Here is a 23,546-nt window from a genome sequence, read left to right as displayed (position 1 = left end):
TCGGGCAATACAATATCATTGTCTCCGAGGAGAAAAATACTTTGAAAAAAATTAACATCCGCCATATAATAGAGGGTGGAAAGAATTCGATTGACGGGGGATTCATAATGGAAATTTTAATCATAATTGTTGTAGCTCTTTTAGCATTCGGTATGTTCCGGTACTTCAGACAAAAAAACTTTTTGAAGACATTAACAGAAGACCAGTTCCGAGAGGGTTACCGAAAAGCACAATTGATTGATGTGCGGGAACCAAATGAATTTGATAAAGGCCATATCCTTGGTGCACGGAATATTCCACTGACTCAAATGAAACAGCGGCTGGTGGAGTTGAGGAAAGATAAGCCAGTTTATTTGTACTGTCAAGGCGGCTCAAGATCAGGACGAGCTGCACAATTGCTCCATAAAAAAGGCTATGAAGACATCAGCCAGCTCAAGGGCGGCTTTAAAAAATGGACTGGGAAAGTAAAAGTAAAGTAACGTTGCTTATTTTAATAAGGTGATACTTCAATAGTGGGGCTCTTTAACATCGGGGTCCCACGCTTATCCTTACATACGTGATAAGTGATAAATAAAATGGACAGGGAGTCTTTCCCCGTCCATTTTATTTTTGATAACGCAATATCGGTTTCCGTGCAGCCGTTGTTTCATCCATCCGTTTGACAACCGTCTGATGCGGTGCTTCCTGAACCGTTTCCGGCTCATTTTTGGCTTCTTCGGAAATGTGCAGCATGGCATCAATGAAACCATCCAACGTTTCTTTTGACTCGGTTTCGGTCGGTTCGGTCATCATAGCTTCTTCCACATTCAATGGGAAGTAGATGGTCGGCGGATGATAGCCGTAGTCCAACAAACGCTTAGCAATATCCAGCGTGCGCACGCCAAGCTGCTTTTGCTTTTTGCCGGATAAAACAAATTCATGCTTGCAATGCTGCTGATATGGCAACACGTATTCTTTTTCCAGCCTGCGCATCAGATAATTAGCATTCAGTACCGCATATTCGCTCACCTTTTTAAGCCCCTCAGCACCCATTGTCCGGATATACGTGTAAGCCCGCAAATAAATGCCGAAGTTTCCGTAGTATGGCTTTATCCGGCCGATGGACGCCGGACGGTCATAATCAAATACAAATTGGTCATCCTTTTTAGTCAGCACCGGTTTTGGCAGATAAGAAACGAACTCTTCCGTTACGCCAACCGGTCCTGACCCCGGTCCTCCGCCGCCGTGCGGCCCTGTAAATGTTTTGTGTAAATTCAAATGCACAACGTCAAACCCCATATCCCCGGGACGGGCATAGCCCATGATTGCGTTCAGGTTGGCTCCATCATAGTAAAGCTTCCCGCCTGCACCATGAACAATCTCTGCCATCTCCATAATGTCGGTTTCAAAGAGACCCAACGTGTTGGGATTAGTAAGCATCATGGCGGCTGTTTCCTCATCAACCACTCGTTTTAGATCTTCGAGATCAACCAATCCATTTTCGTTAGTTTGAACGGTGACCGGTTCGAATCCCGCAACTGTTACCGAAGCCGGATTGGTGCCATGTGCCGAGTCGGGTACGATCACTTTTGTCCGGTTATCATCCCCATTGGCCTCATGGAATGCCCGGATCATCATCAAGCCGCTCCATTCCCCTTGTGCGCCTGCAGCCGATTGCAGGGAAAAATCATGCATACCGGTCAATTCGGACAGTGATGCTTGCAGATCATACATCATTTCCATCGCACCCTGCACCGTTTTCGGGTCCTGATGTGGATGGATATGGCTGAATCCATCAAGACTTGCAACATCTTCATTGATTTTCGGGTTATATTTCATGGTACAAGAACCGAGCGGGTAAAAGCCGGAATCGACGCCGTAGTTTCTTCTTGACAGTCCCGTGTAGTGCCGCATGATATCCAGTTCACTGACTTCAGGCAAGTCAGGTGCATCAGAACGGACATAACAATTCTCAAATTCATTGTCAAGATCCATTTCCGGAACATCCATTTCCGGCAGACTGTAACTGGTTCTACCCTTTTTGCCGCGTTCGAAAATTAACGAAAAATCCTGATTAGCCATGGATATCCCCCAATTCTTTGACAAACGTATCAATCTCTTCTTTTGAACGGTTTTCCGTGACAGCCACAAGCATATGGCCCTTCCATTCCGGATACGTGAACCCAAGGTCATATCCGCCGATAATGCCGCTCTTCACAAGTCTGTCATTAATATCGGCAACATCTCCCGGCAGTTGTATCACCAGTTCATTGAAAAATGGACCCGAAAAAACAGCTGGCATGCCGGCTGCCGCTAGTTGTTGTTTGGCATAACGTGCTTTTTGCATATTCAATACGGCCATTTTGCGTAAACCGTATTTTCCAATTGAGCTCATGGCAACTGAGCTGGCCAGCGCGTTCAATGCCTGATTAGAACAGATGTTGGATGTTGCTTTGTCACGTCTGATATGCTGCTCTCTTGCCTGCAGTGTCAGCACAAATCCGCGTTCGCCATCCTCATCTGTTGTTTGGCCGACCAAGCGACCAGGAACTTTGCGTTTTAACTTGTCTGTCGTGGCAAAATAACCGCAATGCGGCCCGCCGAATTGAGCTGGAATGCCAAATACTTGTGTATCACCAACGACAATATCGGCGCCAAAATCACCTGGTGGCGTTAAATAGCCTAATGCCAGCGGGTTGCTGGAAACAATAAACATCGTCTTTTTCTGCTGCCGGATAATCGCGTTCACTTTATCCAATGGTTCAACCTGGCCGAAAAAGTTGGGGTACTGAACGACAACACTTGCTGTAGTTTCATCCACTTCTTTTTCCAGTTGTTCCAGATTGGTTACCCCATTCTCAGGTTCGATTTCAACGATTTCAAGGTTTTGCGCCTTTGCGTACGTTTGGACCACGGCCCTTGTTTCCGGATGAACGGTTTTGGAGACGATAATTTTGTTCCGCTTCGTCTGCCCGGCGCTTAATGTTACACCCTCAGCGAGTGCTGTGCCCCCGTCATACATCGAGGAATTGGCCACTTCCATTCCGGTCAGTTCACAAATCATCGTCTGGAATTCGAATATCGCCTGTAATTCCCCTTGAGAAATTTCCGGCTGATACGGTGTGTACGCCGTGTAAAATTCTGAGCGAGAGATAACATGATGGACCACGGAGGGAATATAGTGATCATAAACCCCTGCACCAAGAAATGAACTGTATTCTTTTAAATTGGCATTTTTTCCTGCCATGCTTGTCAATTCTTTCATCAGTGTTGACTCGTTAGCCGGCTTTTTCAGGTTTAATTGGCCCTTAAACTTGACGTCTTCCGGGATATCCGCAAATAGCGCATCGGTCGATTCAACACCAATGGTCGTCAACATCTCCGCTTTATCCGATTCGGTCATTGGCAAATAACGGAATTCCATATAAACCTTCCCCCTTATTGTTCACGTTTATAAAATGGCGTTTTGACAACGGTCGCCTTTAGTTTTCGATTGCGGACTTGTACGTACAATTCGGTTCCTTCTAATGCAAATTCACTATTTACAAGTGCGAGTCCAATATTCTTTTGTAATGTTGGTGATTGAGTGCCGGTTGTGATAAAACCTGCTTTTTCATCACCGGCAAAAACCTGATAATCTGTACGCGGGATCCCTTTATCAATCATTTCGATTCCAACAAGCTTTCGTGATGGGCCATTCTCAATTTGTTGTTTCAAGGCATCTTTACCGATAAAATTTTCTGCTTTATTGATCTTAACCGCAAATTTCATGCCCGCTTCAACCGGGGAAATCGTTTTGGAAAGTTCCTGACCATATAAAGGCAAGTTGGCTTCAAATCTTAACGTATCCCTTGCCCCGAGGCCGATTGGTTCCAGTCCGTCCGTTTCACCCGTTTCCAAGAGAAGCCGCCAAAGTTTTCTGCCCTCAGCTGCTTCAATGTATATCTCAAAGCCATCTTCACCCGTATATCCTGTTCGGGATACAATCCCCCCAGCCTCAATCGATGAAAAATACACAGGGTTTTCAAACCGGAAAAATTTAATTTGGTTCAAATCCGTTTCCGTCAACCGCTGTAAAATGGATTCCGCTTTCGGCCCCTGCAGTGCCAGTTGAACATAATTCGGGGTCACATTTTCGATGGAAACATCGCCACTTTTATGCTCTGTCAGCCATGCAAAGTCTTTCTCGGTGTTTGCCGCGTTAACCACAAGCAAATACTTGTCCTGCTCAAGCATGTAGACGATAAAATCATCAACCGTACCACCGTCTTCATAACACATAAACGTATATTGGGCACGATTGGGCGTTAATTTGGAAACGTCATTTGTGACCATCTGCTGTAAAAACTTCTCGCTCGCCGGCCCTTGGACCATGATTTCTCCCATATGGGAAACGTCAAATAAGCCCGCTTTCGTCCTGGTTGTTTCATGTTCATGCTTAATGCCGCTGAATTGAACAGGCAGATCCCATCCGCCAAAGTCAATTGTCCTGCCTCCTGATTTTTCATATTCAGGAAATAAAGGTGTCCGCTTTAAGTCACTCATTTCATCAGCTCCTTCTGTTTTAATATTTTGGCTTCTTTCATGATTATTGTTGTTTTTATCTTCACTGTTGAGATAAACTGCGACGTTGGTGTTTGTTGATTTCCGCTACGGGAAGCCGCTTTCCGCGGGCAACGCTTCAGCCTCCCCGGAAGAAAACCACTTCCTGCGGGGTCTTCAGCTGTTGCTTTTCCCGCAGGAGTCGGCTTCCCTTCGCTCCAATCAACCAGCTACATAGTGGATAGCGCTTGTTTGCTTTAAAAAGACACATCACCCAGCGGAGGAAATACCCGGAGACTCCAGCGGGAAAACAGGCATAGGTGAGACCCCGCAGCGCGTCAGCGCGAGGAGGCTCACCAGCCGCCCGCGGAAAGCGAAGGGCATTTGCGCAGCGGCAGTAAAACTCCGTCGTTTTGATTTAAGTCGCAGTTTATGGATTTTATGTTATGAACAACAACCTCAGAAAACAGCCAATATTTGTTGCCTCATACCTCTGCAGGTGCACACAAAAAGAGACTTCCCTGCCGTCAGGGAAATCTCTGTCCTTCAACCAGAAAGTTGCACACTTTTGTAAAGGCCTCCATTCATCAAAAGTGCTTGCTTCGTGGGTGGTTTACCATGGTAAACACTCTCCAGAGCTGCGTCCTACAAGAGTCTGTTTGCCTGAGAGATTCACGGAATGCTTGCTCCTTCGGCGTTACTGTGCTGCTGAACAGTAAACTCTCCCCTTGTAATCATTCGCATCATGATATTGAATTTTTTGGTTATACTATGTAGGACCCAGAAAACACGATCTATGTTACTCGCATTATACCACATGAACCATACTAAAAGTAGGGAAAATCATAACTTTGTGAAAAAGGAGTTAACGATGAACCAAATCGATATACAACAGGATTCCATGTTTATCAACGGATTTGAAGAACGTTTAAATACAGAGGGTCCCTTTTCTTCATGGGATCTTTTCATGATGAATTACCAGGCGGCACTGACAACGATGGCCCCTTCTTTTAACGGATTAAAAGCGCTGGATTATTTACCGCAGATGGATTTTCTGGACCATCAGTTATCATGCGCCAGACAAGTCGTTGAGGATATGAACGGCCGAGCGATTTTAGCCGATGAAGTAGGTCTTGGTAAAACAATTGAGGCTGGTCTGATATTAAAAGAATACATGCTCAGAGGCCTGGTTAAAAAAGCACTGATTATTGTCCCGGCTTCTTTGGTCAATCAATGGGCACAGGAGCTGAATGAAAAATTTTATATCCCAGCAGTGACATTCCGGAAAAGCTATCCATGGGACCAATATGATGTGATTATCACCTCAATGGATACCGCAAAACGTTCACCACACCGTGAACAGATTCTCGAACAGGATTATGATTTTCTGCTGGTGGATGAGGCGCATAAATTAAAAAATCACAAAACGAAAAATTTTAACTTCGTGAAGTCTCTGAAGAAAACGTATTGTCTGCTGCTGACAGCCACCCCTGTTCAAAATCGGCTGGTGGAAATATTTAACCTTGTTTCCATACTGAAACCCGGGCATTTAGGCGACTATGACAGCTTTCTGGAACAATACGGCAAGGATCGTAAAAAACTGAAACAAGATGGTTATTTAAAACAATTGATCCAAAAAGTGATGATCCGCAATACACGCCAAAACGCAAAATTTGATGCCATTAAGCGGAACATTGAGACCATCTGGATTGACTTTGCCGAGGAAGAAAGAGCGGTTTATTCCCAACTGGAAAATGCTGTTGACGTCTTCCCTGCTTTTTCAAAAATCACATTGCTTAGAGAACTTTGCTCCTCCCGTGAAGCATGCTACTTGTCACTGCAAAAAATGATAACGGACGAGCCAAGGGAAAAGATAATTAAACCAATAACAGAGGCAATCGAAGAACTTCCCCAGCATACCAAAGCTGCCAAGGTTGTCGATTTGATTAACCAGGCAGGTGGGGAAAAAGTCATAGTATTTACCGAGTATCGGGCAACACAAGTATACCTTCAATGGTATCTGAAGGAAAACGGGATTACCTCAGTTCCGTATCGAGGTGGGTTTAAAAAAGGAAAAAAAGATTGGATGAAACAGCTATTTGAGCACCATGCTCAGGTTCTGATTGCAACTGAAGCCGGCGGGGAAGGCATTAACCTACAGTTTTGCAATCATTTAATTAATTACGATCTCCCTTGGAACCCGATGCGGCTTGAGCAGCGTATCGGCAGAATTCACAGGTATGGTCAAGCAAATGATGTCCATATATACAACGTTGCTATCCGCGGTACGGTAGAAGAGCATATCATGACCCTTTTGTATGAGAAAATCAATTTGTTCGAACAAGTTATTGGCCATTTGGACAGTATTCTTGCCGAGCTGAATATAAACGATATTGAATCCGAAATCCAGACAATCTTTTCGGAATCAGCTTCAACTGGTGAAGCCAAAATAAAATTGGATAACCTGTCCTCAGTTATCCAGCTGACACATGAAGAAACCCAACAGGAGGAACAGCAATATGGCAATTAACCATTTACACGCCTTTTTAGAGTCTTACTTCTCAGCCCATCATTGTGAATTACTACATGACACAAATGGCGTGCTCACCGTCCAGCTGACAGAAGAAATGGACCGGGCATTAATGAACAGGCCCTTTTACTGGCATTATATCAAAAAAATGGGCCACCCCGGCGACCCTAAGCAGCTGACATTGATTACGGACCCGGAAAAACGGGACGGAAAGCACGAATGGATTCATTATGGAAGTCCGCGTGTACATCAGATCATCAGCCACCTGCATACAAATGAAAAGTATACGAAACTCTTTGAACATGTCGATACAGATCACAAAACAGCTTTATTCCCATGGCTTGTCACAAATATCAAAATCAGCTATCAGGGAAAACAAAAAATGGATGAAATGATTTCGATTGGACTTCACCTTGTGAATGGCATCATGAAACTGGAAATGATGGATGAACTCCAGCATAAAACAATAAAAAACACGATTCCCGACTATTGTTATACCATTTCTCCAATGATCAAACTACACAGCGGATTTAAACGAATTGAAAAGGTGCTTGAAAACTATGTTCTGGACCAGAATCATGAGTGGGCGGAAGCATCACGGCAAACAATGGAAGAAGAAATCAATCTGCTCCGTCATTTTTATAAAGGGGAAACAGCAGAACAAGACATGAAAAAAGAAATTGACGAAATTAAAAAGCGCTATTCGCCGTATATTACATTTAAGGTCATCAATGGTGGTATTTTTTATTTAAAAGATGAAGCCAAATAAAAACAGGCTCCGTATTTTGTGAGCCTGTCAGTTGGTTTTCTTTTTGGCCACTTTAAAAGCGAAAGGCAAAATGCCAAGCCACCTGTTTGAATAAACGGGCGGTTTCTCTTTATCTTTGGCCTTCTGATCTTTTTTTTCCTTAGCGGGTGTATCCATATACGCCGTTATCTGCTGGGTCAAATACTTTACATAATCATTAAAAGGCATAAGCAACACCTTTCTATTTAGATTGTTTTTATAGTATTTCCGGCTTTATTAAAAATGATACACAATCAGTACAAATGCCCAAGTATTTCCTCAACAACGCTTTGTGGGGATTTATGATCTGTCACAACCTTAAGGTCAGCTAATTCCGAGTACAATTTTTTCCGGCGCTGGTACAACTGCTGTTTGTCCGAATCGTTTTTACGCCACAATGGTCTTTCCGGGTCGCTTCCCAACCGGTCCGCAATAGTCTCATATGACGAATCCAAATGAACGATGAATCCATGCTGTTTCATAAACACACGATTTTCCTGTTTTTCCACAACCCCACCACCGGTCGAAACAACCGTATTCTCATCCGGTGTCTGTTTCATCATCCCGGTCTCGTAAGCACGAAATTGTTTTTCACCTTCCTGCTGAAAGATCGTCGCGATTTCACCATATTTTTCAACGACCATTTGATCCGTATCCAGATGTGTTATTCCTAATACTTCATGCAGCAGCTTCCCTACCGTGCTTTTTCCGCTTCCCATGAATCCGATTAAGTAAAGTGTTCGCATGTCTTACAACCCACCTTAAAAAATTTAAAAAATAATTTCTAAAAAAAAGAAGGAGTTTCATGAATCGTGTCGAATACAGTCTAATAAAGGAGGTGACAAATGATTGGACACAGCTTCCAGACTCTCAGAGAGACTGTTGCAATCTGCTGTTAACGCAAATGCTTCGGATATTCATTTCTACCCTTTCTCCGATCAGATCAACATTTACTTCCGTGTATTTGGAAAAAGAATCCTTCACAAGACAATTCCAGCCAACCAATACCAGCTCTTGTTAACATATTACAAGTTTACATCAGGAATGGATATAGGGGAAGTCCGTAAACCGCAAAATGGTACCATTATCCATGAACAACTCAACTACCGTTATGCATTACGTTTATCCACACTACCGGTTAACCATGAAGAAAGCCTGGCGATCCGCATTCTCCCGCAGGAAAGTAATCTTACCCTTGATCAGCTTTTCCTTTTTCCCAATCAATTAAAAAAACTAAAAAAATGGATTACCAGCCGCAGTGGCATCATTCTGCTGACCGGTCCAACCGGCAGCGGGAAAACAACGACTATGTATGCATTGCTGCAAACCATTCTGTCAGAAAAATCCTATCAGACGATCACATTAGAAGATCCGATTGAAAAGGAAATGAACGATATCCTGCAAGTACAAGTAAATGAAAAAGCGGGCGTTACGTACCAAGCCGGACTTAAAGCGGCTCTCCGGCATGACCCGGATATCATTATGATTGGAGAGATCAGGGACCGGTTTACGGCACAATTTGCATTTGATGCCTCATTGACCGGCCACCTGGTATTAAGTACATTACATGCCAAAAACGCTGCCGGTACGGTTCATCGCTTACTCGAAATGGGCATAAAGGAAGCGGATCTGAAGCAATCATTAATAGCGGTTGCAGCCCTGCAATTAGTCCCGGTTGAAATCAATCAGCATGTGAGAAGACGTGCCGCCATCATGGAACTGCTCGATGGCAATCTGCTTGAAAATACGATCAATGGAGGGGATATATCATCTGCGGAACCATTTCACTCATTTCATCATTTACGAAAGAAGGCTTATGCGTATGGATTTATCGGAGAAGAAACGATTTTGGAGGCCGGTCACTAGTGCCCCTAAAAAAGAGCTCCAATTACGTTTCCTGCGGCGTCTCTCCCGTTTACTGAACAATGGTTATCCCATTATTGAAGCGCTTGATATCATCCAATGGGACAGTCAATTAAAACCAATGGCATCGTCTGTCAAGAGTTCCCTGAAATCTGGGCGTCATTTTGATGAGGCATTGGAACATATTCGTTTCAATCAAACCGTTACAGCCTATTTGTATTTTGTGCGCAACAATGGCGACCTCCAATCGAGTGTTGAGAAATGCATTACGATGTTCGAGCAACGTTTACTTTACACGAAAAAATTCCAGGAAACTGTACGATATCCAGCCATACTGCTCGTTGTATTCGCAGTTCTTTTATATTTTGTCAAACAGTCGATTCTCCCCTCGTTTATCGACCTGTTTCAAAATAGTGCGGAAACAGCTTCAACCGTTATGCTAACAATGGGATTGATTGATTTCGCCGTCCAATTCATCATGATCCTGGGTCTTATTTTTGGTATCGGATTTCTGATCTGGCGATTGAATGAAAAGAAATTAAGCATCGACAAACGGATCAGGTTTTACAGCATGTTGCCTGTTTACCGGAAGTATAAGAAGATGGAAACCTCATTCTTGTTTGCCGCACATCTTAGTTCACTGCTGACAACTGGATTGTCCATCAAGGAAATATTGATGAATATGTCCAACCAGAAGAAGCAGCCGATTCTTGCCTACTACGCTTCATTGCTGACTGCTGAATTATCCAAAGGCATTTATGTCACACATTTACTGGCCACCCTGCCGCTAATGGATCAGCAAATCTCCCATATTTTCCAAAAAAACGCTGACACAGAAGCGTTGGAAAAAGACTTATCCATTTACGCGGAAATTCAAACCGAGGAAATACACCGAAAAATTATGAAAGCGATCCACTATATCCAGCCGGTTTTCTTTTCAGTATTGGCGGCTCTGATTATTTTTATCTACGTGGCCTTAATGTGGCCGATGTTCCAGTTAATCGAAACTATTTGAAGAGGAGATGCAAACGATGTTCAAGAACCAGCGAGGTTTCACGTTAATCGAAATGCTGATTGTCCTAATGATTATTTCCGTGTTGATCCTATTAATCATTCCCAACCTCAGCAGCAAAAGTGAGGAGGTCAACGACAAAGGATGTGAGGCTTTAGTAAGTATGGTGCAGGCCCAGGCGGATGCCTATTATATTGCTAAAAAGGAGTATCCAAGCCTGGATGAATTAGAGAGTGAAGGTTATATAACTGAAGATCAAACAACGTGTCCGGACGATTCACCCCTAATCATTGACGATCAATCAGTTTCGAAGGGCGAATGACACAGCAAAACGGCTTCACCCTTATAGAGGTCCTTTTTGTTCTGGGTCTTGTGTCTGTCTTAATACTTATCAGTGCACCGATTCAATTGTCGGTGCTTGATAAGAAGACGGAGGAAAATTTTTTGGAAACGTTGGAAATGGATCAGTTGTATATGCAAAGCCTGTCCTATAATTCCAGATCCCGTTATCGTCTGGCATTTACCGGCAATAAACAATACACGATCAAAAAAAGTGGCAAAAACATCCTTGAACGAAAAGTGCCTGAAGGGTGGGAAATTGAAACCCGCACTTTACCCAACATTTCATTCAATAAAAATGGAACAATTCGGAAACCGGGTACAATGGCCATTAAAACACCTACCAGGCAGTATAATCTTGTTTGTCCTCTCGGAAAAGGACGGTGCTACATTGAAGAACAGTAAAGGATTCACAATGATTGAAGCCCTTGTGGCAGCCAGCGTTCTCATGATGGTAATCTCAACTCTGGTCCCGCTCACGAGCCTTTTGCTGAACGAACGGGAGAACCTGCAGCAAAAGCGGGAGATGGCCAATGAATTGCACAATGAATTGCAGCCTTTTTTGCGGGAGAATAAGAGACCTCTTCCCCAACGTCTGCAAAAAACAGTAGATGGAGATGAAGCGGAATTCCGATTCACTGCTGAAAACAATTTACTGAAAGGATGTGTCTCCTGGGAAAATGTCAATGATAGAGCAAATCAATTCTGTTTATACGGGTATCCGGAAAAATGAAAAAGGGCTGACATTTATTTCAGTTTTTTTGGCCGTCAGCATTATATTTTTGACCATTCCGTTTACGGCTTATCTTATTAGAACGGTTGATTTCTCGTCCAACTATGATCAGTTGGCGGTGCAGCAGTTTTACTTTTTTTTGCGTGATGAAGTCATTCAGGCTTCCGAAGTAAATGTTGCATCATCTAAAATAACACTCCTGCAGCCAGACGAATCCCGCATTTCATTTGAGCAATATAAAAACCTGATTATAAGACAATTTGATGGTGAGGGGTTTGAAGTATACTTACGGGATGTGGAGGATGTTCAGTTCAGCTCCTCATCTTATGGTTTACGCGTGTCTATTACAACGATAAATGGTGATCAATTTGAAAAAAACATTGTGTTTTACAACTGACCAGAAAGGATTCGTACTTCCCTATGTTCTGTTTTTCATTGCGTTAGCGTTCATGATCATAACCGCAAATGTTAATCTTTATCAAGACGAAACCCACATTACGCAAAATCAGGCAGAACAATTGAAAATCGGAACTCTATTACAAATGGCCCGGGCACAATTTAAGGAAGATGTTGCTAACCGTTCTGAAACGGACGAATTGACCTACACTTTTCCATATGGCGATGTCGTCGTTCAGTATACGCAACTCAACGAAGAGATGTATCATTTATATTTCAGCATTCGGACGGATAATGGTGCAACTCATACTTTCATCAATCGAATGAAAACTCATCCTGAATAAAAATGGGCAGTCCGTGTCATCCTATAGTTGACTGATTTCAACTACACCCTCACTTCAACCATTTCACAGCATGACAAACGGCTGTGAGATAATTTCGGTGGATGCATCAGTAAACATGTGCAACAGCCGTAAGAATTGCACGAACAAGGCAAAACTTTCAATTGTGCCGCATGATTTATTTACATTATGCATCAGGTCGTTTATAATGATATTGTCAAGGTTACTTAAAGGAGGGGAAAATATGGATCGAATGTTTCGGGTCCTTGCCTTTTGGACAGGTATATTTACCGTCATGTTTTATGTAGGAGATATGAACAACGTTGCATTATTGTTTCTTGTTCAAACGGCATTTTTCCTGGCAGTAAGCTATCTGAAATTATCAGAACGTATGTATATGTATTTATTCGGAGCTTATTGTACTATATTTATGGTCGGATTTACCTGGTATTCAGAATTTATATTAATACCGGGATTCGGGCATTAATCACAACCATTTAGCTTGAAAAAAACCCTGCTTACATAAAAGAATGCAGGGTTTTTTTATGTTTTTCGTTTTGACGGTTGACATGTTCGAACATGCCATTTATACTTATAGTAGTAGCTTAACTTTTATCCCTAACCAACAAAAGAGCAGAGCACATCCCCCCTAAATGTCAGCCATGTTGAATGGCTGGCATTTTATTTGATATTGTTGCTCCGGTCTTCCTATACAAAAGCAGCATTCTGGAGTAAGCTCTTTATCATGATCTGCAACTTGTGAAAACTACAATTTTAAACAGGGAAGAAAGGATTGCGCTGTTTTTCATCTCCAATTGTGGTGGCAGGGCCATGGCCGGGATAAACAATATACGAATCCGGCAGCTGGTACAGCGAATCACGTATACTCCGCTCCAGCTCATTCATATCGCCACCTGGCAAATCAGTCCTTCCAATACCCTGATTAAATAAAACATCTCCACTGACAACAAATTCTTGGTCATGAAACACAAAAGTGACACTTCCCGGTGAATGCCCCGGCGTATGAATGACTTCAAATCGTATGGTGTTGATTTGCATGTTTCCCTGGTGCAGTGAATAGTCTGCAGGTTTGACAATAATGGGGCTCACTGGAAATAGAGATGAACCGTTGTATGTTGGATTCTCCAGCCAGGATGCCTCATTTTCATGCAGATAGACACTCCGATCATAATACGATCTTAGTGCATCGACACCGCCAATATGATCAAAATGCGCATGTGTTAACAATAGGGCACTTGGAATTACGTTTTCTTTCGCTAAATAATTCATTATTTCTTCAGAGTCTCCGCCCGGATCAATCACCAAGGCATCCACATGGTTATGTACGATATAACAATTCGTTCCCAGCGGACCTGCTGGTATACCCTTTATCTTCATATAGTCTCCTCCATTCATAAATTGTTATTGATTCAAGTGGTTATACCTCGACAAAACTCATTTTATACTATAAAATGAGTATAGAAAACAGTTATTACATAATAATACAGATAAGTTTCCATGCTTTAATGATAAGGAGGATGTGTTACAAATGGTTCTGGCACTTATCTTTTTGCTAGTTACTTTATTGGCGATTGTATCTGTCATTCGTCAACTTAAAATTAAAAATTTGTTTGCACTGGGTTTTTCAGCAGTAGCTGTGTTGGTCTTCGGATTCTTTTCGATTGCCACATTTGTTACGGAAATAGGTAATATGTAACATTTCCCAACGTTAAATCGTGTAAGCAATAGAAAATCACCGTTTTAAAAGCACACTAAAAAGCTGACCGGACCTCTTGTCTGGTCAGCTTTTTATTTGTGCGTTATTCATTATCTTCTGCCGGGGCACTCGTGCCGGGAAAATCTGCAAACCGGAACAAGTCACCATAGATAATGGTATCGGACAACTCGAGTTCTTGTTCCACTTTTTGCTGTATGGGTTCACATGGATTGTTGTTCTGGTTTGCAGCAGATGCAGCAGTATTTTCTGCCGTCCTTTCTTCCGAATCCACTTCCGATTCGACGGGTTCACCAGTTTCCCGATTATAGCAAATACTACTGGTCGAGATATAGTCATCACTGACAAAGTCCCCATTTCTTAAAGCAATATAACCTTTACGGTCTTGTGCGAACATATCATTGCCGAAAAAGATATCATTTTCAGCCGGGACACCAAGCAAATTCAATAATGTCGGTTTCACATCAATTTGCCCGGTTACTTTTGAAATGACTTCACCATCCTCATGCCCTGGAATGTGAACAAACATGGGCACCCGTTGTAATTGCACATGATCATATGGTGTGATTTCATCTTTATCCAAATACTGACTCATGGCTTTATTGTGATTTTCACTGATGCCGTAATGGTCACCCATCAGCACAATTACGGAATCCTCGTACAGGCCGGATGCTTTCAGCTGATCAAAGAATTGCTCCACTGCTTCATCCATGTAACGTACAGTAGGGAAAAAATTATTCAGTGTACTCGAATTTGAGTCATACTTGTCGATTGAACTGTCCTCTTCACTCAGTCCAAACGGAAAATGGTTCGTCAGGGTAATGAACTTCGAATAATACGGCTCTTCCATTGACTGCAGGTACTTAATCGATTGCTCAAAGTAAGGTTTGTCCTTCAGTCCCCAGCCAACTGAATTGTCCACATTCACTTCATAGGCTTCTTCTCCATAAAATTGGTCAACACCCAAACTGCCGTACATTTGGTCACGATTCCAAAAACTTTTGTTGTTGGCGTGAAAGACAGATGAAAAATAGCCCGCTTCCCCTAAAATCTCTGACAACCCATGATACTCGTTTTGGCCGTGTGTAAAGAACACGGCTCCCCTGGATAATGGGTAGAGTGAGTTTTCAACCAGAAATTCAGAATCCGATGTTTTCCCTTGCTCTGTCTGATGATAAAAGTTTTCGAAGTAATACGTACTTTCATCATTGGTTAGACTGTTCAAAAATGGTGTAATCTCCTCACCATTCACCTCATTGTTAATCACAAAACTTTGGAGGGATTCCAATGAAATGAAGATAACATTTTTATCCTCGGCAATACCGTATAACGGGGGTTTGGCATCTCGTTGGACTTCTTCGTCAACATATTCTCTTATTTCCGGCAGCTCGTTGCCATCAGCAAATACGCGCTGTGTTTTTACCTTGGAATGAACGGCCATATCATACACATGGTAATTGAATAATCCAATGTTTTTGACAAGATATTCCCGATCAAATGCGCGGGTGAACAATTGGGGACGTTCCATTTCGGCTAGAAAAAAGTTACCCGCAAGCAACAAAAATGACATAGCCAGTGCGAAAACTTTCCCGCTCTTTTGGTAGCTGACCGACATAATATCCGTTTTCTTTCTGCTCAAATACCAGATAACCGCAGCATCCAGGAAAAGCAACACATCATGCACTTCAGTAAGCGTCAGGATACTCGCCCCCAAATCGCCCATATTGCTTGCTTGAAATAGCTGTGGCGCCGTAATGAAGTCATCGAACGATCGATAGAAAACCAAATTTAAATATAAAATCAGGCTTCCGACCAACGCACTATAACGTAAAAACTTCATTTGCCGTGATTGCTTTTTAAACCAAACACTTATAGCAAAAATCAAAAACGCCGTTATAAAGGGATTGATGAACAAGATAAACTCCTGCATCCTGTTTTCCAATTCCAGGCTAAACATAAAACGATACATGATATAGGTTTTAATACCGAATAATAATGCTGCCACAATATATAGCGGCATTTTAAACCGTTTAAAGTCCATCATTCTTTCCTCCCGGTTCGGGTGTTCATAACAAACTTATATATTTTAAAAACATCTGTACTCGTATATGACGTTTTTAATCTATAAAAAGTTTCATAGAATTTACACAACTTAATGAATAGTTATTTTAATAGAATATGTTGGAAAAGTAAAGCCTAGAATGTCAAATTCTTCAGTTTTTGTCTGACAAGAAATGCCGCGCCTATGATACCGGCATCATTTCCTAATTGAGCCGCTTTTACTTCACAAATGTCACTGACTCTGAATAGCGCGTATCGGTGGAATGCCGCTTCAATAAGTTGAATAAATTGTTCGCCGGCTCTCGATACCCCGCCGCCAATCAGAACTTTAGAAGGATTAATAATGGTTGCGGCATTGGCTATTGCTAAACCGAGAACATCAGCAGTATATGCAATGATTTCCTTGCACGACACATCTCCCTCATGTGCCAGCTCAAAAATATCCTTCGCCGTTATACTTCCTGATGCCTGATATCTTGATGCAAGCAAGCTTTCCGGATGGTGTTCCATCTTCGCCATAGCCTGGCGTGTCATGCCGGTTGCTGATGCGATGGTTTCAAGGCATCCTTTTCGTCCGCAGTTACACAAAACCCCACCGGGATCAACTGTAGTATGGCCTATTTCACCAGCCATGCCGTTTTCTCCGTTCAGGATATTACCATTTGCAATGATGCCACCGCCAACACCTGTACCAAGCGTTAGAGCAACAAGGTTTTTGACATTTCCGCCGGCACCTTTCCAGTTTTCACCTAACACCGCGGCATTGGCATCATTCGCCACAAATACCGGCAGCTCTGAAATAGCCTGGAGGTCATCGGATAATGACATGTCTTTCCAGCCAATATTAACAGCCTCAAACACATAGCCTGAAGCACTGTCAATAAAGCCAGGCGCACCGATGCCAATCCCTTCAACTGTTTCTTTTGTCATGTTATGCTGGTCCAGTTTTTGACTTATCGATTTCCAAATATCCGAAACAATCAATGCCCCCGAATTGGCACGGTCAGTGGTTATTTCCCATTTATCCAGTATATTTCCACTATTATCGATTATGCCAATTTTAATCGTTGTACCGCCAACGTCCACCCCAATAATTGACTTCTCCATCAGGAATCCGCTCCTTTTTCATCACGCAGACGGGCTGCTTCCCCTCTGAGTATCAGCAATGCCTCCCTGTAATCATCTACGCCGATGCACTGAAACTGGTATAATTCTTTTACCTCAGCTTCCATCAGTTCAAGATCTGCTATTCGGTTACCCACATATATGATTGTTCCGAAACGTTTCAACATTTGCTGTACATCATATACCGTTTTCATTTGAATCACCAGACCTTATTATACCAAAACGGGCTACGATAGTGAATAAGAAACCCCCGGTTCATCTACAAATAAGATCCAGACGCCTCGTTCAGCGGTCCGGATCTTTTGGATTCAAAAATACAGGTCTGCGGTTTTTCAATGGAATCGGCGACCGGACAAATACGGCCCTGAACGCTCTATAAGAAAATGGCATGAATGGCCAAAAGTAGGCGACCCGGAAAGACGACATCCGTGTTAAATAAAGCAGCCAGAGCGTAATACCAGCTACATAGCCGATTGCGCCAAACATACCGGTCACGATAAGCAGGAATATCCTGACAAGCCGGTTTGCCAGGCTCAGTTCATAACTTGGTGTGGCATAAGTTCCGATAGCAGCAATCGAAATGTAAAGAACAACTTCATACGAAAATAACCCAACTTCCACTGCGACCTGACCAATCAATATGGCCGCGACCAGGCCGAGAGCTGTAGCCAAGGCGGACGGGATATGAACGGCAGCTAGCCTGAGTACATCAATTCCCAATTCAGCCAACAGAAATTGCAAAAATAGCGGAACAGTTCCTTCTTCGCTCAAACCGATAAACGATAGGTTTGCCGGCAGAAGATCTGGGTTCGTAGCCAGCAGAAAATACAGCGGTAATACAAAAATTGATGCAAATACTGCTAAATAACGTACAAAGCGTAAATACGCACCGACAAGTGGTTTCTGCCGGTACTCCTCTGCATGTTGCAGGTGATGCCAAATCGTTGCCGGGGTTATCATCACACTTGGTGAACCATCGATAAGAATGAGCACGTGACCCTCAAACAAATGAGCGGCAGCCGTATCCGGTCTCTCTGTATAGCGGACAGTCGGATAAGGATTCCAATGTCTGCCGCTGATATATTCTTCGATTGTTTTTTCCGCCATCGCTAAACCATCCGTATCAATCTTGTCCAATACAGCTTTGGTATCCTCGACGCGGTTGCTGTCTGCTATATCTTCCAAATAACAAACCGTGATATCAGTCATGGAACGTCTGCCTATCTGCATATACTCCATTCTTAGTGAACGATCACGCACTCTCCTTCTAATGAGAGCTGTATTAAACACAATCGTTTCAACAAATCCGTCCCTGGAACCTCGGGAAACCCGCTCAAGATCCGGTTCGTCAGGAGATCTTACCGGGTATGTCCGTGCATCAATCATGATCACTTCATCAATACCCTCAACAACCAGCGCAGCCGGTCCACCAAGTACAAGGTCTGATGCTTTATTTAAATCCTTCACATGATCGATCTCGATATATGGAATATATGTTTTAAACAGCTTTTCCAGTGGGTCCGGCTCAAGTTGTCCCGGTTCAAGCTTTGCCAGCAGTTTCATAATATAGTGCATGATTTCATCTTTGGCAAAACCATCAATCATAAACATGGCCATATTCCGGCCGGCATATTTCAAATCAAGATGGATGACATCAAAACTTTTATCCACAGCCAGCCGATCCTTTATATACGACACATTTTTCGAATAGGCGGAAAATAAGGGTTGTTTTTCTTTTTCCATATGCTCACCTTTTATGGTTATATGTTTAATCATAGTCTGTGTGAAATAACCACAGCTATGCACAAATAGACATAAAGGAATGTACCGTTTCATACATTTTGTGAAAAGGATGTTTTTAAAATCACGAATTGACGAACGCTCTAAAGGATGGTCAGGATGAAGAAACAATTAATATTTTTGCTTACCATTCCATTAATCTGTACAACCCTGTTGATAGTTCTGTGGCAGATGGATTCTGCACCGGCGATTACTTATTTTCCAGAAGATGAGCAAACCGGATTCGCTGAGACAAGCACCATGCTCGAAATGGTCTCGGAAAAAACGCGGGATTCTTATGAAATGATTTGGTCAAGCAAGTCTGTAAGTGACCGTGAATTATACTTGCGCCAGGATGCTTCCATATTATTCAATAACGGCCAACTGCTCGGAGTACAGAGTAAATGGAAGGAAAACACAGACGCCATTCAACTAAAGGAAACGTTTAATGGAGAAGACAGCAATTATTTTCAGTCAATCTCCTTTCACCATGGCGAAGTTCATTATCCTGACGATGAAATCAAAAGTATTCATGATATGACTTATGACCAATTATATGTCATTGATTCACCCAGTACAGACCTTGAATCCTTCAGAACACCTGAAACAGATTACGAGCATGAATGGTCCCACCTTTTGGATCATACAACACAACAGCAGCTGCTTTACAAATGGAAACAGCTGATGACACACTTTAACATTGATCAAGAAGCTTACCATACCGTACCACTAACAGACCTGTACAAATTTAACACCAAACCTCTACCATCTTTGACACAGGCACAGACAAATCAGATCATGGGACAATTGTGGGAAGGTATTTATAAAAACTATGTCTTAAATGTAAAGAATGCAAACAATACCGTAAAAAGTTATATACCGTTACTACTATTCGATAAACAAAATGACCATTTACTGGTTTTGTTTGAATGGAATGGTCAAAAGGAAAGACTCATACAGCAATATCCTGATCATTTCTGACTATTCCATACCCCCCCTGTCTTGTCCGTCATAAACAAAACGGGGGTTGCAATTATTTTGCATTCACTTACCTTGGCTTCTGATCAGCTGCTCATATAATGTCGCAATATCCTCATTTTCTGGATCGAGATCATATGCTCTTTTAATGTGTTCCAGTGCCTTATCTTCTTCTGCACTATTATTGCCGTATAAAATAGCCAGATTATAATGTGCTTCCGCGAACGCATCATTCAATTTGACTGATTTCTGCAGATCTGTTATCGCCTGATCAATGCGATTCATTTGGATATAGGCATATGATCGCTGAAACAATAAATGGCTTTCCAGTTCATCTTCTATTTGTGTCGAACTCAGTCCCTTTGTTGCAGTATCCACTACGTCTTCATATTGCTTTTCTGCGATTAACTGCTCTGCCTTCATTAACTGATAAGCTGGGCTGTTCCTGTTATAATCCACGCCATAGATGACCAGCCCGAAGGTTATCAGCAAATATAAAACGAAAGCCGATAATTGAATGATTCCATTCTTTTTCTTCGGCAAGTACAAAACGGCTGATGCAATAAATCCCGCAACTAAACCGCCCATATGTGCACCATTATCCACTTGTGGAACACTGAGTCCAAATACAATATTGATTCCGATAATAATCAACAGGTTCATGCCCATCGTCTGAAAAAAGATACGCTTATGGATGCATCCGAAAAACAACAGGGCGCCAAATAAACCGAACAGTGCCCCGGAAGCGCCTGCTGATACGCTGGTCGTAAAGGCAAAACTTGCCAGTCCACCCCCGATTCCTGCCAGAAAATAAATCAGCAGAAACCTGAGCGAACCATAGATTCGTTCCACTATCGTCCCCAGATAATAAACCGCCAGCATATTCATGAACAGGTGCAATAACCCGATGTGTAAAAACATCGAGGTCACAACCCGCCACCATTCCCCATTTTCAATAATGGCCGGATTGTATTTGGCTCCAAATTTGATCAATGTTTCTGTTGAGGTGCTGTTTCCGTTTAGTTCCAGCAGCAAATAAATTAAGACATTGACGGCCAGCAAAATATAGGTCAGAAAAGGTTTACCATATGCGAAAATATCCTTCGTTTCCTTTTCCTTCTGTTTAATCTGTCCGGCTAATTTTTTTCGGAAGTTATTCACGTCTGCTTCTTGATCGGCTTCGGGGAGCTGTGTTTCCGGCCGCTGAAACGTACTCCCGACAGCCTCTTGCAATCGCGCCAACTCTTCCTCTTTTTCGTTTTCTGATAAATAATACACGTTCATTTTGATTGGATTTTTTTCGTTTAGCTGCATCGGTTTTTTCAGAATTTCCCAGTCATCAACTGGCGCATGCTCAGCAATATAGACATTATGTATTTCGATATGCTTTCCCTGTAAATACCGTTTTATGGCCTTTGACTTCTGAAATACCCGTGCGATGTCCTTCTTTAAATGATTTTTCCAATCAAAACCAGCATGGAACAAACGGATAACATGTGATGTTTTGCCTTCACGTTTTTCCAGCCATATTTCCTCGTTCTCGTTCATATGTATGAGTTCAAAGCCATCCATAACAGTCAAATGATTGGCCAATTTATACATCATATAGCTTTCGTCCAGGTACATTCAGTTTCCCCCTTGAAGCCATGATACCAAAATTTATCGTTTAAATCATATTTCTTGATCAAGAACAAAAGCGGAAGCGCCCGTTCAGCGACTTACAAACTGGAGCACTCCGCAATGAGATAAAGGAAACACGGTGAGCCTGGGTGAGGCGATGTTGACTTATCGTAGTGGAGGAGTGTGAAGTTTGCTAGTCGCTGGGCGCTGGAGCTGGACGTGACTGACAAGGCTGCCAGTTATCCACAGCGCCTCCAAACTATAATTTCCTAGACAATAAAAAGAAGCTGCTCTTTTAACAGCTTCCAGAAAGGTGTTATTCAGTTGGCCGCCGCTGAAATAAAGCCGGCATGATTTTCTCACGGATAACCGGCATATTCATTGAAATCACAACTGCCGCGCGTCGCAAGAAACTGATGGCTAATAGTGTATTCATGATTCGGTACCGCCACCTAAAAATCACGGCCATGATGGTTATGATGACAGTAAGTACTGTAAAAACTCTCATTACCTGACACCCTTTTCTCATATTGTGGTATTCATAGTTATCTGCCAAACACAAGAGATTATGCATCAGGAACCAATATATCGATCATACAAGGTACGCGCCTGAACAGGGTCTTCTGTTCCCTGGACGAGCACACGCCCATCCGTGAACATGACAAAGTGAATCCCCTCTTGCAACGTTGCTTTTAATAAAAAAGGCGTACGCTTGACATTGGCAACCTTTCGTAATGTATGTTCCCATTGGTCCAGATTTATACCAGGCTTGCGGTGAATCTGAACAGTATCCCGCCCGCATAATACAGTTTCCTCACTTTGAGCTGTTTGTTGCAATGCAGGAAATTCATGATGACGGCACACCGGACAGTCCGGGGAAGCGGTGGCCAGTTTCATATCATAGTGATGGTTGTGCCAAACATCAAAGGTCTTAAGGGTGTTCCGCAATGATCGCTCATTCCCGGTCAAATATTTTAATGTTTCCGTTACTTGAAAAGAAGCAACCATATCAACTGCAGGCGAAATAACGCCGACTGTATCGCACGTCTGAGCGTTTCCCCCGCCCTCTTTTGTGATACATCTTAGACAAGGCGTTTTTCCCGGCATAAAAAACGCAGTCATTCCGCGTGAACTAACAACACCACCATAAGAAAACGGGATCTGATACTTAAAACAGGCATCATTTAATAGATAACGTGTTGAAAAATTATCAGTGCCATCAAGAACAACATGTGCATCTTTTATAAGGTCATCTATCGATTCAACTGAAGCGTTCCCAACAATCGGTTCTATGGTCACCTGACTGTTCATCTTTTCCAATTTATTTTTGGCTGCAACGGCTTTTGGCAATACATGTTGGACATCCTCTTCATCAAACAGCATTTGTCGCTGCAGATTGCTCATCTCCACATAGTCGCGGTCAATCATTCTAAGTTTACCAATTCCCGCTCGAACCAGCTGGTTGGAGATGACCGTCCCTAGTGCACCTGCACCAACCACGAGTGCGGTACTGTCTGAGAGGTGTCGCTGCCCATCTTCCTTAATCGGTTCAAATAACATCTGTCTTGAATAACGTGCTAAATCCATTCTAAACTCCTCCTAGCATAAGTTTACGAATTACAGTATAAATTTCCAGTTTTCTCAAAGCTTGAGCGGACTGAGAATGTACTGTATCCCTGTCATAACAGGGCATAGGGAGATGGTAAATAATTGAAAATATGGCTTG

General features: G+C 42.6%; 26 protein-coding genes and 1 riboswitch. Of the genes, 13 read left to right on the top strand and 13 right to left on the bottom strand.

Features of this window, described 5'->3' with window-relative positions; all coding sequences use genetic code 11:
* Nucleotides 1-107 precede the first annotated feature (107 nt).
* The gene (locus E4U82_RS04845) at nucleotides 108-479 is read left to right on the top strand and encodes a rhodanese-like domain-containing protein (protein ID WP_135109129.1); all 372 of its coding nucleotides are present in this window, start codon (nucleotides 108-110) and stop codon (nucleotides 477-479) included.
* A 124-nt stretch (nucleotides 480-603) separates the two neighbouring features.
* Here the strand turns inward: E4U82_RS04845 and gcvPB are convergent, their stop codons facing one another.
* Genes gcvPB through gcvT form a run of 3 tightly spaced genes read right to left on the bottom strand, consistent with a single transcriptional unit; the run spans nucleotide 604 to nucleotide 4,524 of the window.
* Complete coding sequence (gene gcvPB, locus E4U82_RS04840) at nucleotides 604-2,061, bottom strand: aminomethyl-transferring glycine dehydrogenase subunit GcvPB (RefSeq protein WP_135108947.1); 1,458 nt, start codon at nucleotides 2,059-2,061, stop codon at nucleotides 604-606.
* Nucleotides 2,054-3,403, bottom strand: a complete 1,350-nt coding sequence (gene gcvPA, locus E4U82_RS04835; RefSeq protein ID WP_135108946.1) for an aminomethyl-transferring glycine dehydrogenase subunit GcvPA — start codon at nucleotides 3,401-3,403, stop codon at nucleotides 2,054-2,056. The genes gcvPB and gcvPA overlap by 8 nt, the downstream gene beginning before the upstream one ends.
* A 14-nt stretch (nucleotides 3,404-3,417) precedes the next feature.
* Entirely contained in the window at nucleotides 3,418-4,524 is a 1,107-nt protein-coding gene (gene gcvT, locus E4U82_RS04830) for a glycine cleavage system aminomethyltransferase GcvT (RefSeq protein WP_135108945.1), read from the bottom strand.
* A gap of 638 nt (nucleotides 4,525-5,162) precedes the next feature.
* Nucleotides 5,163-5,259, bottom strand: a riboswitch (glycine riboswitch).
* Between the two features lie 133 nt (nucleotides 5,260-5,392).
* On the opposite strand from gcvT, the gene E4U82_RS04820 reads away from it, so the two are divergent.
* Together E4U82_RS04820 and E4U82_RS04815 are read left to right on the top strand one after the other, a co-directional pair.
* Nucleotides 5,393-7,051, top strand: a complete 1,659-nt coding sequence (locus E4U82_RS04820) for a DEAD/DEAH box helicase (protein WP_135108944.1) — start codon at nucleotides 5,393-5,395, stop codon at nucleotides 7,049-7,051.
* Nucleotides 7,041-7,820 carry a YqhG family protein gene (locus tag E4U82_RS04815; protein WP_135108943.1) on the top strand — a complete coding sequence of 260 codons (780 nt, stop codon included), beginning with the start codon at nucleotides 7,041-7,043 and terminating at the stop codon, nucleotides 7,818-7,820. The genes E4U82_RS04820 and E4U82_RS04815 overlap by 11 nt, the downstream gene beginning before the upstream one ends.
* 27 nt (nucleotides 7,821-7,847) lie before the next feature.
* On the opposite strand, the gene E4U82_RS04810 is transcribed toward E4U82_RS04815, so the two are convergent.
* Together E4U82_RS04810 and E4U82_RS04805 are read right to left on the bottom strand one after the other, a co-directional pair.
* The gene (locus E4U82_RS04810) at nucleotides 7,848-8,027 is read right to left on the bottom strand and encodes a YqzE family protein (RefSeq protein WP_135108942.1); all 180 of its coding nucleotides are present in this window, start codon (nucleotides 8,025-8,027) and stop codon (nucleotides 7,848-7,850) included.
* A 65-nt stretch (nucleotides 8,028-8,092) separates the two neighbouring features.
* Nucleotides 8,093-8,584, bottom strand: a complete 492-nt coding sequence (locus E4U82_RS04805) for a shikimate kinase (protein WP_135108941.1) — start codon at nucleotides 8,582-8,584, stop codon at nucleotides 8,093-8,095.
* A 103-nt stretch (nucleotides 8,585-8,687) separates the two neighbouring features.
* Here E4U82_RS04805 and comGA point away from each other — a divergent pair, with 103 nt between their 5' ends.
* The 8 genes from comGA to E4U82_RS04765 all read left to right on the top strand — a co-directional run bounded on the left by comGA (nucleotide 8,688) and on the right by E4U82_RS04765 (nucleotide 13,009).
* Complete coding sequence (gene comGA / locus E4U82_RS04800) at nucleotides 8,688-9,704, top strand: competence type IV pilus ATPase ComGA (protein ID WP_135108940.1); 1,017 nt, start codon at nucleotides 8,688-8,690, stop codon at nucleotides 9,702-9,704.
* Entirely contained in the window at nucleotides 9,661-10,716 is a 1,056-nt protein-coding gene (comGB, locus tag E4U82_RS04795; RefSeq protein ID WP_135108939.1) for a competence type IV pilus assembly protein ComGB, read from the top strand. The genes comGA and comGB overlap by 44 nt, the downstream gene beginning before the upstream one ends.
* A gap of 16 nt (nucleotides 10,717-10,732) precedes the next feature.
* On the top strand, nucleotides 10,733-11,035 hold the full coding sequence (comGC, locus tag E4U82_RS04790) for a competence type IV pilus major pilin ComGC (RefSeq protein ID WP_135108938.1): 303 nt from the start codon (nucleotides 10,733-10,735) through the stop codon (nucleotides 11,033-11,035).
* Entirely contained in the window at nucleotides 11,032-11,457 is a 426-nt protein-coding gene (gene comGD, locus E4U82_RS04785) for a competence type IV pilus minor pilin ComGD (RefSeq protein ID WP_135108937.1), read from the top strand. Before comGC ends, comGD begins: the two co-directional genes overlap by 4 nt.
* On the top strand, nucleotides 11,444-11,785 hold the full coding sequence (locus E4U82_RS04780; RefSeq protein ID WP_167751332.1) for a type II secretion system protein: 342 nt from the start codon (nucleotides 11,444-11,446) through the stop codon (nucleotides 11,783-11,785). The genes comGD and E4U82_RS04780 overlap by 14 nt, the downstream gene beginning before the upstream one ends.
* Nucleotides 11,739-12,182 (top strand): ComGF family competence protein, encoded by a 444-nt coding sequence (locus E4U82_RS04775; protein ID WP_167751331.1) that lies wholly within the window; start codon nucleotides 11,739-11,741, stop codon nucleotides 12,180-12,182. Before E4U82_RS04780 ends, E4U82_RS04775 begins: the two co-directional genes overlap by 47 nt.
* Complete coding sequence (gene comGG, locus E4U82_RS04770; RefSeq protein WP_167751330.1) at nucleotides 12,154-12,525, top strand: competence type IV pilus minor pilin ComGG; 372 nt, start codon at nucleotides 12,154-12,156, stop codon at nucleotides 12,523-12,525. Before E4U82_RS04775 ends, comGG begins: the two co-directional genes overlap by 29 nt.
* 241 nt (nucleotides 12,526-12,766) lie before the next feature.
* The gene (locus E4U82_RS04765) at nucleotides 12,767-13,009 is read left to right on the top strand and encodes a DUF2626 domain-containing protein (protein ID WP_135108933.1); all 243 of its coding nucleotides are present in this window, start codon (nucleotides 12,767-12,769) and stop codon (nucleotides 13,007-13,009) included.
* A gap of 287 nt (nucleotides 13,010-13,296) precedes the next feature.
* Here E4U82_RS04765 and E4U82_RS04760 read toward each other — a convergent pair whose 3' ends face one another.
* Nucleotides 13,297-13,920, bottom strand: a complete 624-nt coding sequence (locus E4U82_RS04760; protein ID WP_135108932.1) for an MBL fold metallo-hydrolase — start codon at nucleotides 13,918-13,920, stop codon at nucleotides 13,297-13,299.
* A 151-nt stretch (nucleotides 13,921-14,071) separates the two neighbouring features.
* Between E4U82_RS04760 and E4U82_RS04755 the strand changes: the two genes are divergently transcribed.
* Nucleotides 14,072-14,239 (top strand): DUF2759 family protein, encoded by a 168-nt coding sequence (locus tag E4U82_RS04755; RefSeq protein WP_135108931.1) that lies wholly within the window; start codon nucleotides 14,072-14,074, stop codon nucleotides 14,237-14,239.
* A gap of 103 nt (nucleotides 14,240-14,342) precedes the next feature.
* On the opposite strand, the gene E4U82_RS04750 is transcribed toward E4U82_RS04755, so the two are convergent.
* The 4 genes from E4U82_RS04750 to E4U82_RS04735 form a co-directional block, all read right to left on the bottom strand.
* A complete protein-coding gene (locus tag E4U82_RS04750; RefSeq protein WP_135108930.1) occupies nucleotides 14,343-16,298 on the bottom strand; it encodes an LTA synthase family protein in 1,956 nt (651 codons plus the stop codon).
* Nucleotides 16,299-16,453: 155 nt separating this feature from the next.
* Nucleotides 16,454-17,425 (bottom strand): ROK family glucokinase, encoded by a 972-nt coding sequence (locus tag E4U82_RS04745; RefSeq protein WP_135108929.1) that lies wholly within the window; start codon nucleotides 17,423-17,425, stop codon nucleotides 16,454-16,456.
* A complete protein-coding gene (locus E4U82_RS04740; protein ID WP_135108928.1) occupies nucleotides 17,425-17,637 on the bottom strand; it encodes a YqgQ family protein in 213 nt (70 codons plus the stop codon). The genes E4U82_RS04745 and E4U82_RS04740 overlap by 1 nt, the downstream gene beginning before the upstream one ends.
* 91 nt (nucleotides 17,638-17,728) lie before the next feature.
* Nucleotides 17,729-19,186 (bottom strand): spore germination protein, encoded by a 1,458-nt coding sequence (locus E4U82_RS04735; protein WP_135108927.1) that lies wholly within the window; start codon nucleotides 19,184-19,186, stop codon nucleotides 17,729-17,731.
* A 156-nt stretch (nucleotides 19,187-19,342) separates the two neighbouring features.
* On the opposite strand from E4U82_RS04735, the gene E4U82_RS04730 reads away from it, so the two are divergent.
* Nucleotides 19,343-20,203 (top strand): hypothetical protein, encoded by an 861-nt coding sequence (locus E4U82_RS04730; protein ID WP_135108926.1) that lies wholly within the window; start codon nucleotides 19,343-19,345, stop codon nucleotides 20,201-20,203.
* Nucleotides 20,204-20,266: 63 nt separating this feature from the next.
* On the opposite strand, the gene E4U82_RS04725 is transcribed toward E4U82_RS04730, so the two are convergent.
* The 3 genes from E4U82_RS04725 to E4U82_RS04715 all read right to left on the bottom strand — a co-directional run bounded on the left by E4U82_RS04725 (nucleotide 20,267) and on the right by E4U82_RS04715 (nucleotide 23,407).
* Nucleotides 20,267-21,826, bottom strand: a complete 1,560-nt coding sequence (locus E4U82_RS04725) for a rhomboid family intramembrane serine protease (protein WP_135108925.1) — start codon at nucleotides 21,824-21,826, stop codon at nucleotides 20,267-20,269.
* A gap of 310 nt (nucleotides 21,827-22,136) precedes the next feature.
* Entirely contained in the window at nucleotides 22,137-22,328 is a 192-nt protein-coding gene (locus tag E4U82_RS04720) for a hypothetical protein (protein WP_135108924.1), read from the bottom strand.
* Between the two features lie 65 nt (nucleotides 22,329-22,393).
* Entirely contained in the window at nucleotides 22,394-23,407 is a 1,014-nt protein-coding gene (locus tag E4U82_RS04715) for a ThiF family adenylyltransferase (protein ID WP_135108923.1), read from the bottom strand.
* Between the last annotated feature and the right edge of the window lie 139 nt (nucleotides 23,408-23,546).

It is taken from the genome of Lentibacillus salicampi (genome assembly GCF_004565465.1).
GTDB classification, from domain to species: domain Bacteria; phylum Bacillota; class Bacilli; order Bacillales; family Amphibacillaceae; genus Lentibacillus; species Lentibacillus salicampi.
Note: the sequence above shows the minus strand (reverse complement) of the source record. Positions and strands in the feature narration are given on the sequence as shown.

Coding starts and splice junctions, on each gene's coding strand:
- E4U82_RS04725 (WP_135108925.1), bottom strand. CDS start 21,826: ATGTACCTGGACGAAAGCTATATGATGTATAAATTGGCCAATCATTTG.
- E4U82_RS04815 (WP_135108943.1), top strand. CDS start 7,041: ATGGCAATTAACCATTTACACGCCTTTTTAGAGTCTTACTTCTCAGCC.
- E4U82_RS04805 (WP_135108941.1), bottom strand. CDS start 8,584: ATGCGAACACTTTACTTAATCGGATTCATGGGAAGCGGAAAAAGCACG.
- E4U82_RS04760 (WP_135108932.1), bottom strand. CDS start 13,920: ATGAAGATAAAGGGTATACCAGCAGGTCCGCTGGGAACGAATTGTTAT.
- gcvPB (WP_135108947.1), bottom strand. CDS start 2,061: ATGGCTAATCAGGATTTTTCGTTAATTTTCGAACGCGGCAAAAAGGGT.
- E4U82_RS04735 (WP_135108927.1), bottom strand. CDS start 19,186: ATGGAAAAAGAAAAACAACCCTTATTTTCCGCCTATTCGAAAAATGTG.
- gcvT (WP_135108945.1), bottom strand. CDS start 4,524: ATGAGTGACTTAAAGCGGACACCTTTATTTCCTGAATATGAAAAATCA.
- E4U82_RS04745 (WP_135108929.1), bottom strand. CDS start 17,425: ATGGAGAAGTCAATTATTGGGGTGGACGTTGGCGGTACAACGATTAAA.
- E4U82_RS04845 (WP_135109129.1), top strand. CDS start 108: ATGGAAATTTTAATCATAATTGTTGTAGCTCTTTTAGCATTCGGTATG.
- gcvPA (WP_135108946.1), bottom strand. CDS start 3,403: ATGGAATTCCGTTATTTGCCAATGACCGAATCGGATAAAGCGGAGATG.
- E4U82_RS04765 (WP_135108933.1), top strand. CDS start 12,767: ATGGATCGAATGTTTCGGGTCCTTGCCTTTTGGACAGGTATATTTACC.
- E4U82_RS04810 (WP_135108942.1), bottom strand. CDS start 8,027: ATGCCTTTTAATGATTATGTAAAGTATTTGACCCAGCAGATAACGGCG.
- comGD (WP_135108937.1), top strand. CDS start 11,032: ATGACACAGCAAAACGGCTTCACCCTTATAGAGGTCCTTTTTGTTCTG.
- E4U82_RS04820 (WP_135108944.1), top strand. CDS start 5,393: ATGAACCAAATCGATATACAACAGGATTCCATGTTTATCAACGGATTT.
- E4U82_RS04715 (WP_135108923.1), bottom strand. CDS start 23,407: ATGGATTTAGCACGTTATTCAAGACAGATGTTATTTGAACCGATTAAG.
- E4U82_RS04720 (WP_135108924.1), bottom strand. CDS start 22,328: ATGAGAGTTTTTACAGTACTTACTGTCATCATAACCATCATGGCCGTG.
- comGB (WP_135108939.1), top strand. CDS start 9,661: ATGGATTTATCGGAGAAGAAACGATTTTGGAGGCCGGTCACTAGTGCC.
- E4U82_RS04750 (WP_135108930.1), bottom strand. CDS start 16,298: ATGGACTTTAAACGGTTTAAAATGCCGCTATATATTGTGGCAGCATTA.
- comGC (WP_135108938.1), top strand. CDS start 10,733: ATGTTCAAGAACCAGCGAGGTTTCACGTTAATCGAAATGCTGATTGTC.
- E4U82_RS04775 (WP_167751331.1), top strand. CDS start 11,739: ATGATAGAGCAAATCAATTCTGTTTATACGGGTATCCGGAAAAATGAA.
- E4U82_RS04755 (WP_135108931.1), top strand. CDS start 14,072: ATGGTTCTGGCACTTATCTTTTTGCTAGTTACTTTATTGGCGATTGTA.
- E4U82_RS04740 (WP_135108928.1), bottom strand. CDS start 17,637: ATGAAAACGGTATATGATGTACAGCAAATGTTGAAACGTTTCGGAACA.
- E4U82_RS04730 (WP_135108926.1), top strand. CDS start 19,343: ATGAAGAAACAATTAATATTTTTGCTTACCATTCCATTAATCTGTACA.